8 protein-coding genes are annotated in these 7,339 nt (G+C 69.0%); 5 read left to right on the top strand and 3 right to left on the bottom strand.

From position 1 onward, the window contains the following. The coding region (locus tag VF794_RS03815; protein ID WP_331107808.1) for a DUF2339 domain-containing protein at positions 1-878 on the bottom strand (878 nt) is incomplete at its 3' end. A 40-nt stretch (positions 879-918) separates the two neighbouring features. After that, positions 919-1,269: a hypothetical protein gene (locus VF794_RS03810; RefSeq protein ID WP_331107805.1), complete on the bottom strand. Its 351-nt coding sequence runs from the start codon at positions 1,267-1,269 to the stop codon at positions 919-921. A 94-nt stretch (positions 1,270-1,363) separates the two neighbouring features. On the opposite strand from VF794_RS03810, the gene VF794_RS03805 reads away from it, so the two are divergent. After that, entirely contained in the window at positions 1,364-2,002 is a 639-nt protein-coding gene (locus VF794_RS03805; protein WP_331107803.1) for an O-methyltransferase, read from the top strand. A 48-nt stretch (positions 2,003-2,050) separates the two neighbouring features. On the opposite strand, the gene VF794_RS03800 is transcribed toward VF794_RS03805, so the two are convergent. Further along, on the bottom strand, positions 2,051-3,220 hold the full coding sequence (locus VF794_RS03800; protein WP_331107801.1) for a ribonuclease D: 1,170 nt from the start codon (positions 3,218-3,220) through the stop codon (positions 2,051-2,053). Positions 3,221-3,286: 66 nt separating this feature from the next. Here VF794_RS03800 and ttcA point away from each other — a divergent pair, with 66 nt between their 5' ends. The 4 genes from ttcA to VF794_RS03780 form a co-directional block, all read left to right on the top strand. Next, on the top strand, positions 3,287-4,159 hold the full coding sequence (gene ttcA, locus VF794_RS03795) for a tRNA 2-thiocytidine(32) synthetase TtcA (protein ID WP_331107799.1): 873 nt from the start codon (positions 3,287-3,289) through the stop codon (positions 4,157-4,159). Continuing rightward, on the top strand, positions 4,138-4,965 hold the full coding sequence (locus tag VF794_RS03790) for a TerB family tellurite resistance protein (RefSeq protein ID WP_331107797.1): 828 nt from the start codon (positions 4,138-4,140) through the stop codon (positions 4,963-4,965). The genes ttcA and VF794_RS03790 overlap by 22 nt, the downstream gene beginning before the upstream one ends. Positions 4,966-4,989: 24 nt before the next feature. Then, a complete protein-coding gene (locus tag VF794_RS03785; RefSeq protein WP_331107795.1) occupies positions 4,990-5,805 on the top strand; it encodes a phosphate/phosphite/phosphonate ABC transporter substrate-binding protein in 816 nt (271 codons plus the stop codon). Positions 5,806-5,911: 106 nt separating this feature from the next. After that, a partial coding sequence (locus VF794_RS03780; protein ID WP_331107793.1) for an NAD(P)/FAD-dependent oxidoreductase occupies positions 5,912-7,339 on the top strand: 1,428 nt, incomplete at its 3' end.

Genomic DNA, 7,339 nt, shown 5'->3' with positions numbered 1-7,339 from the left:
GCGAGCATCCCCACCCAGTTGAGCAGCGCGAAGGAGAGCGCCGCCCGCCGGGACAGCTCGCGGGGGTGCACCAGCAGCGCCACCGAGAAGAGCAGGTAGTAGAGCACCAGGAAGGACAGGCTCAGCGTCAGCCGCTCGCTGTCGGGCTGGCCCGGGGCGATGGCTTCCGTGCGCATCGCCCAGACGACGTGGGTCGAGTAGACGGCCACCAGGCTCGACAGCGGGACGATGACCCAGCGGTTCTTCACCAGGAAGAAGAGGGCCCCGCCCGCCAGCAGCGTGGTGGACAGCAGGGTGAAGGTGGTGATGTCGCTGAGCATCCCCGTGTGCAGCCCGAGGAAGAGCGCGATGCCCGCCACCGTCTCCGAGTGCATCCGCTGGGCGATGACGACGATGCCCACCACGTTGAGCGCCAGCAGCACGAGCGCGAGCGGCTCGCTGGGGATGACGCGCACCGCCGGCACGAAGTGCAGCGCGTACGTGACGAAGTAGGAGAGCGCGAGCCCTCCCCCGAAGACGATGCGCCCGAAGAGTTCGTGGCGCCGCGACAGCCACAGGCCCAGCGCCGCCAGCCCCGCGCTCAGCAGGTAGCCCAGCCCCACCCGCACCAGCACGCCCAGCTCGCCGAAGTGGTAGATGATGAGGAAGGCGAAGCCGATGATGAGGGCCACGATGCCCACCCGGCTCAGCCAGTACGTGCCGAGGTGCGCCTCCAGGTCCCTCTTCTCCGCCGGCTCGGGCGGGGGCACCGGGGCATCAGGCCCCCGGGACGCCACCGCGGGGGCCGCCGTCTCCAGGCGCTCGAGGCGCGCCTCCAGCCGGGAGACCGTCTCCTCCAGCCGCCGCACCACCTCCCGCAGGTCCTCTCCCTCCGCCATGCTCTCCTCGCGCGGCTCAACGGAACGGAGGGTTGCTTCGTCAGGTGAAGATCAGTGGCCGGCAGGCCCGAGCCAGGTGCAGCGCCTCCCGGGACAGCGTGGTGGAGGTCTGGTCCCCATCCAACCACGTGGCGCGAGCCACCTGGTTGCTCAGCTCGAAGCACAGCGTCGCCGTGCGCCGGGACAACCGGCTGTCCTTCTGGAGGGCACGGGCGTTCAGCTCGCACAGCTCCGCGCACTGCCGCAGCAGGCGCATGGGCTCGCTGTCGGCGCGCATTCCTTTTTCCGCCAACTGCACCATCACGGCCTCGCACGCGGCCTGAAGGTTCAGGCTCGCCGCGATGCAGTGATGGATGTCGGCTGTCGCGCCACCGAGTCGCACTCCAGACATGCCCGCCACCTCCACAGCGGCTTGAAACCTACGCACGTTCCCCCCAGCCGCAACCAGAACCGATCACCCACCGGCCTCATGTTAAATCGACCCCATGACACGCACCCTGGTTCCCTCCGAGATTGAGAAGTACGCACAGGAGCACACCGAGGTTCCCAGCCCGCTCTTCGAGGAACTCCGGCAAACCACCTACGCACGGATGGCCTCGGCCCAGATGCAAGTGGGGCGCCTGGAGGGCACGTTCCTACGGATGTTGGTGCGCATGACGCGGGCACGGCGCGTGCTGGAGCTCGGCACCTTCACCGGCTACTCGGCATTGATGATGGCCGAGGGCTTGCCGGATGACGGCGAGCTCATCACGTGCGACATCGACCCCGAGGCCACCGCCATGGCCCGCGACTTCTTCGCGCGCAGTCCACAGGGGCGGAAGATTTCGCTGCGCATGGGTCCGGCTTTGGAGACCCTGAAGGAGTTGCAGGGCCCCTTCGACCTCGCCTTCATCGACGCGGACAAGGAGAACTACAGCGCCTACTTCGATGCCGTGCTCCCCCTGTTGCGCACAGGTGGACTGCTGGTGGCGGACAACACACTCTGGAGCGGGCGGGTGCTTGACCCGAAGGCTCCGAATGACCATGCCATCGTGGCCTTCAACGCGAAGGTCGCCGCGGACCCACGGGTCGAGAAGGCCCTGCTGACCGTGCGCGATGGGATGATGCTGGCGCTCAAGCGCTGAGGAGGGCGGCGGGGACCGGGAGTGCCCCCGCCGGGCCCATCCCGGGGCTCAGCCCTGCACGGGGTGCTGGGCGAGCAGCGCGAGCAGGGACTCGCCGTACAACTGGACGCGCTTCTCGCCGATGTAGGGCACCGCCCGCAGCTCGTCGAGGCTGGCCGGCGGGCGCGACAGGAGCGCATCGAAGACGGGGTTGGGCAGCACCACCGAGGGCGTCACCTTGCGCGCCGTCGCCTTCTCCGCGCGCCAGCCCTTCAGCGCGTCCTCGCGCTTGCGCCGGTTGTTGTCCCTGGGCCCCTTCTGCTCGTCCGACTCCGGCTTCAGCTCGCCCCGGCGCGACTTCTCCAGCAGCTCGCGCACGAGCGCCAGCACCTCGTCCCCGTGCGCCCGCACGAAGGCCCCGCGCACCCCCGCGGCCCTCGCCAGCTCCTTCGGGTTGCCCGGCGGCTTCACGGCGATGTCCGAGATCGCCATGTTGGAGAGCATCCGCCCCATGGGCACGTTCTCCGCCTCGGCCCACTCCAGCCGCTTGCGGTGCAGGGCCTGGGCGAGGGTGTTGGCCAGGAAGAGCTGCGCTGGCGTCAGCCCCACCTTGGGCAGCTTGGGCTTGAAGTCCGCGCCCACGTTCGGTCGCGCCACCGCCTCGTCGCACATGCGCTGACAGTCCAGCAGCACCTCCTCGAGGATGTCCGCCTTGCGGCACTCCTCCCGCACCTGACGGCCCAGCTCCACGAGGTAGCGCACATCGTTGGCGATGTAGTCGCGCATCCCCGGCGGCAGCGGCCGCAGCGAGAAGTCCGACTGCTGGTGCTCCTTCGGCAGCTCCACACCCAGCCGTTCACGCGCCAGGTCCGCGAGCCCCACCTTGGGCCAGCCGAGCAGCGTGGCCGCCCGGTGGGTATCGAAGAGGCCCTGCACCCGCACGCCCGCCTCGGCGAGGTAGGGCAGGTCCCCGGACGCGGCGTGGAAGAACTTGGTCCGCTGGGGGTCCTCCATGACGGGCGCCAGCAGCGTGGGCTCCACCCCCGGTTGGAGCGTGTCGAAGAGGAAGACGTCCTCATCGGTGCCCACCTGGAGGAAGCACAGCCGGGCGCGGAAGGCGTGCATGGCATCCGCCTCCACGTCCACGGCCAGCTCCTGGGCAGCATCGAGCTTCCGAGCGGCCTCTTGGGCCCCCGGCGAATCCACTACATCCTGCGCACCTTGTGGGAAGGTCGGCATCGCGTAGAGCAGGCTAGCGGACCGGGTGTGTACGTGTAGCGTGTTTTTTCCCAAGCCGCCGCTAGGATGACACCGGCCATGAATCCTGAAGTCCTTCGCCTCGAAAAGAGCTTGCTCGGCCACATGGGCCGGGCCATCGCGGACTACCACCTCATCTCCGAGGGGGACCGCATCATGGTGGGCGTGTCGGGTGGGAAGGACTCGTACACCATGCTCTACCTTCTCCGGGAGCTCCAGCGCCGGGCCCCGGTGAAGTTCGAGCTGCTGGCGGTGAACCTGGATCAGGGCCACCCCGGCTTCCCCGCCGACAAGCTGGAGAACTGGTTCAAGAGCGAGGGCTTCGCCTACAAGATGCTCAAGGAGGACACCTACTCCGTCGTCCTCGAGAAGACGCCCCCGGGAAAGACCCAGTGCACCGTGTGCTCCCGGCTGCGGCGCGGCATCCTCTATACGGCGGCGGTGGAGCTGGGCTGCACCAAGATTGCCCTCGGCCACCACCGGGATGACCTCATCCACACCCTGCTGCTCAACCTCTTCTTCGCCGGCTCGCTCAAGGCGATGCCGCCCATCCTCAAGAGCGACGATGGGCGCAACACCGTCATCCGCCCGCTGAGCTACGCGCCGGAGAAGGAGATCGCCGCCTACGCCGAGCTCCGGCAGTTCCCCATCATCCCGTGCGACCTGTGCGGCTCGCAGGAGAACCTCCAGCGCAAGCGGATGAAGAAGCTGGTGGAGGAGCTGGGCAAGGACATTCCCAATGTCCGCCAGAGCGTGCTCAATGCCATGGGCAACGTGCGGCCGAGCCACCTGCTGGACAAGAGCCTCTTCAACTTCGACTTTTCCGATGGCAAGCCCGAGGAGAAGCAGCCCGAGGGCACGCAACTCGACAGCAGCAAGAACGAAGGGAGGGCTGGCGGATGCCACGAGAGCAGGCAGTGAAGGCTCGCAAGGAGCGGAACGCGGCACTGGTGGAGGTGATGCTGCTGGCCGCGATGGCGGATGGCCAGGTGTCTCAGCTGGAGATGCAGACGCTGCTGCGTCGTGTCCTCGAGCGCGCCGAGTTCGAGGGGACGAGGCCCGAGGAGCTCAACGCGCTGGTGGAACTGAGCGCCCAGCGGCTGTCCAAGGCGCACGACCTGGAGGAGATCCTGGTGTCGCTGCGGGCGCGGCTGCCGGATCACAAGAACCGGATGCTGGCCTTCGGGCTGGCGGCGGCCGTGGCGTTCTCGGACCACCGGGCGACGCGCGCGGAGCTGGGGCTGCTCAAGACGTTCCAGGCGGCGCTGGGCATCTCCGAGGACGAGGTGGCGGAGATCATCGACGTCATCGAGGGTGGCGGGAGCCTGGCGGAGGCGCTGGGCGAGCCGCTGGAGCGGCTGTACGCCGAGGTGATGGTGCTGGTGAGCGCGGCGGACGGGCGGCTGAAGGAGGCGGAGGCGCGGGCGCTGGTGGAGAGCTTCGCGTCGGACCCGCTCTTCCACAACGTGAGCCCGGAGCGGGCGCAGGCGTTCGTGAGCGAGTCGGTGTCGGCGCTGGCCGCCGAGGGGCTGCCGCAGCGCTTGCAGGTGCTGGCGCACGGGCTGACGTCGCACGCCCAGCGGCTGAAGGCCTACCGGCTGGCGACGAAGATCGCCCATGCGGGTGGGCAGGAGCCGAGCTTGAACGAGCACCGCATCCTCAACATGCTCCAGGCGACCTTCGGGCTGGCGGACGACGAAGTCGCGCGCTTGGACCGAGAGGCGTAGTAGGAGGAGAACCCGCTCCCGACCATGCCCCCGCCTTCCCAGTCACGCATCTCCTTTCGTTTCGGACTGCCCCCGTCGCTGGGGAGTGAGCGGGCGCGTGGGCGGGCCGAGCAGCTGGCCGCGTACTTCGGGCAGGCGCTGGGTCGGCGGGTGGAGGTGAACGTCGCCAGCAGCTACGACGGGCTGGCGAAGGATCTGCTGGCGGGCCGAGCGGAGGTGGTGTGGGCACCGCCCTTCGTGTGCGCGCGGGTGGAGGCGATGGGCGTGCGGGTGCTGGCGCGCGGGGTACGCCGGGGGCGCTCGTCGTACCGCTCGGCGCTGGTGGCGCGAGCGGGTGCCGGGCTATCCGTGGACAAGCTCCAGGGCGCGCGCGTGGCGTGGGTGGACCGGGATTCGGTGGCCGGCTACCTGCTGCCGGTGGCGTCCCTGAAGGCCCGGGGGCTGGAGCCGGCGAGGACGTTCGCCTCGCAGCAGTTCACGGGCTCGTACCGGGCGGCGCTGGAGGCGGTACGGGACGGAACGGCGGACGTGGCGAGCATCTTCTGTCCGCCGGAGTCCACGGGGCTGACGTTCGCGGACGGCGTGGAGGTGGTGCTGCCGGGAAACCGGGAGGGCTACGAGCTCATCGCCTACACGGAGGAGTCGCCCAACGACGGGGTGCCCGTGGGCATGAGCGTGGCACCGGAGCTGGTGGGGCTGCTGGAGCGCGCGCTGCTCGGACTGCACGAGAGCGAGGACGGACGCCGCCTGCTGGAGGACATCTTCACGGCCGAGCGCTTCGAGCCGGCCCCGCGGATGGGCTACCGCGCGCTCTACCGCGTGGCCCTCGCGAGCCTCTGACGCCTCGAGCAGGCCGGGCAGGCTCAGCCAGCGGTGGCGCTGGGACGGCACCGCCAATGGGGGTATCATTGCACCTCCAAGAAACGGCATGTCCTAGGAGCCGAAGGTGCACGAGAAGGATCAGGTTGCTTCGGGGGAGGAAGGGGCGGCGGGAACGCACGTGGCCATCATCGGCGCGGGAATCGTCGGGCTCTTCAATGCCCTGCAATACGCGAAGCGGGGGTTCCAGGTAGCCCTGCTCGACAACGCGCGGGGACAGAAACGCAGCTTCAAGGTGGGCGAGTCCTTCCTCATCTTCACCAACCCCTTCCTGCGTACGGTGGGCGGGCTGGATGCGTTCGCCGGAGAGTGCTTCCCCAAGCACGGCGTGTGGTTCACCTACGGCCTGGAGCACTCCCCCCGCTTCGAGGCGACGTCCGAGTGGGGCGTCCACGCCGACCCACCGCACTACCTGTACGAGCAGGCGCCGGACAAGCGGTTCTTCCGCGCCGCGCTCATGGACGTGCAGATCGTCCGGCCCGAGGCGGAGGACGTGATGCGCGAGTCCCTCCGGGCCTTCCCCAACGTGCGCTTCCTGGACACGGTGAAGGTCCGCGACGTGGTCATCCAGGAGGAGGACGGCCGCCCCCACGAGGTGCGCTGGGCCTGTCAGGCCACGCGGGAGGAGGGGACGGTGCGGGCCCGGTGGGTGCTGGACTGCTCGGGCCGCAACCGCCTGCTGGCCAAGAAGCGCAAGCACACCGTCGAGCTGGACGATGGTTTCCAGACGACGGCCGTGTGGGGCCAGTTCGATGGCATCACGGACGAGCTCTTCGGTGAGCCGTGGGTGTACCGGTACGCGGATGGCGACGAGACGGCCCGAGATCTCCACACCCTGCACCTGTGGGGCGAGGGCTATTGGATCTGGGTCATCCGCCTGTCCAAGGGGCGCATCAGCGTGGGGGCGACGTTCGACCAGCGCAAGCCGCCGCCGGGCGCGACTCCCCAGGAGCAGATGTGGGAGCTCTTCAACCGCCATCCTCCGCTGCGCAAGGCGCTGTCGAAGGAGCGGCTGCTGGAGTTCCGCATGTACCGCGACGTGCAGTACATGACCGACACCTTCGTGAGCGCCAGGCGCTACGGGATGATGGGGGACGCCGCCTCCATCGTGGACGCCTACTACAGCCAGGGCATCTCGCTGGCGCTGGTGAGCTCGTGGCACATCGCCAACCTCGTCGAGCAGGACCTGCGGGGCGGAGGGATGGACCTGGAGTACCTCGAGCGGGTGAACCGGGCGACGCGGCAGGACTGGCACATCATGCGCAACATGATCCGCGAGAAGTACACGGCGGCCATCGCGGACAGCCGCTTCTTCGTGCTCTCGCACATGCTCGACCTGGGCATCTTCTGGACGGCGGGCGCCTCGCGCTCGCGCATCGCGCGCTGGCTGGTGGAGACGGGCGGAGACACGCGGAAGGAGACGCCCGCGTTGCGAGAGCTGCGCGAGTACCTCTCGCGGCACATGTTCTATTCCCAGACGAGGCCCTGGCACTGG

The sequence above is a fragment of the Archangium sp. genome (assembly GCF_036389735.1).
GTDB lineage: Bacteria > Myxococcota > Myxococcia > Myxococcales > Myxococcaceae > Archangium.
Note: the sequence above shows the minus strand (reverse complement) of the source record. Positions and strands in the feature narration are given on the sequence as shown.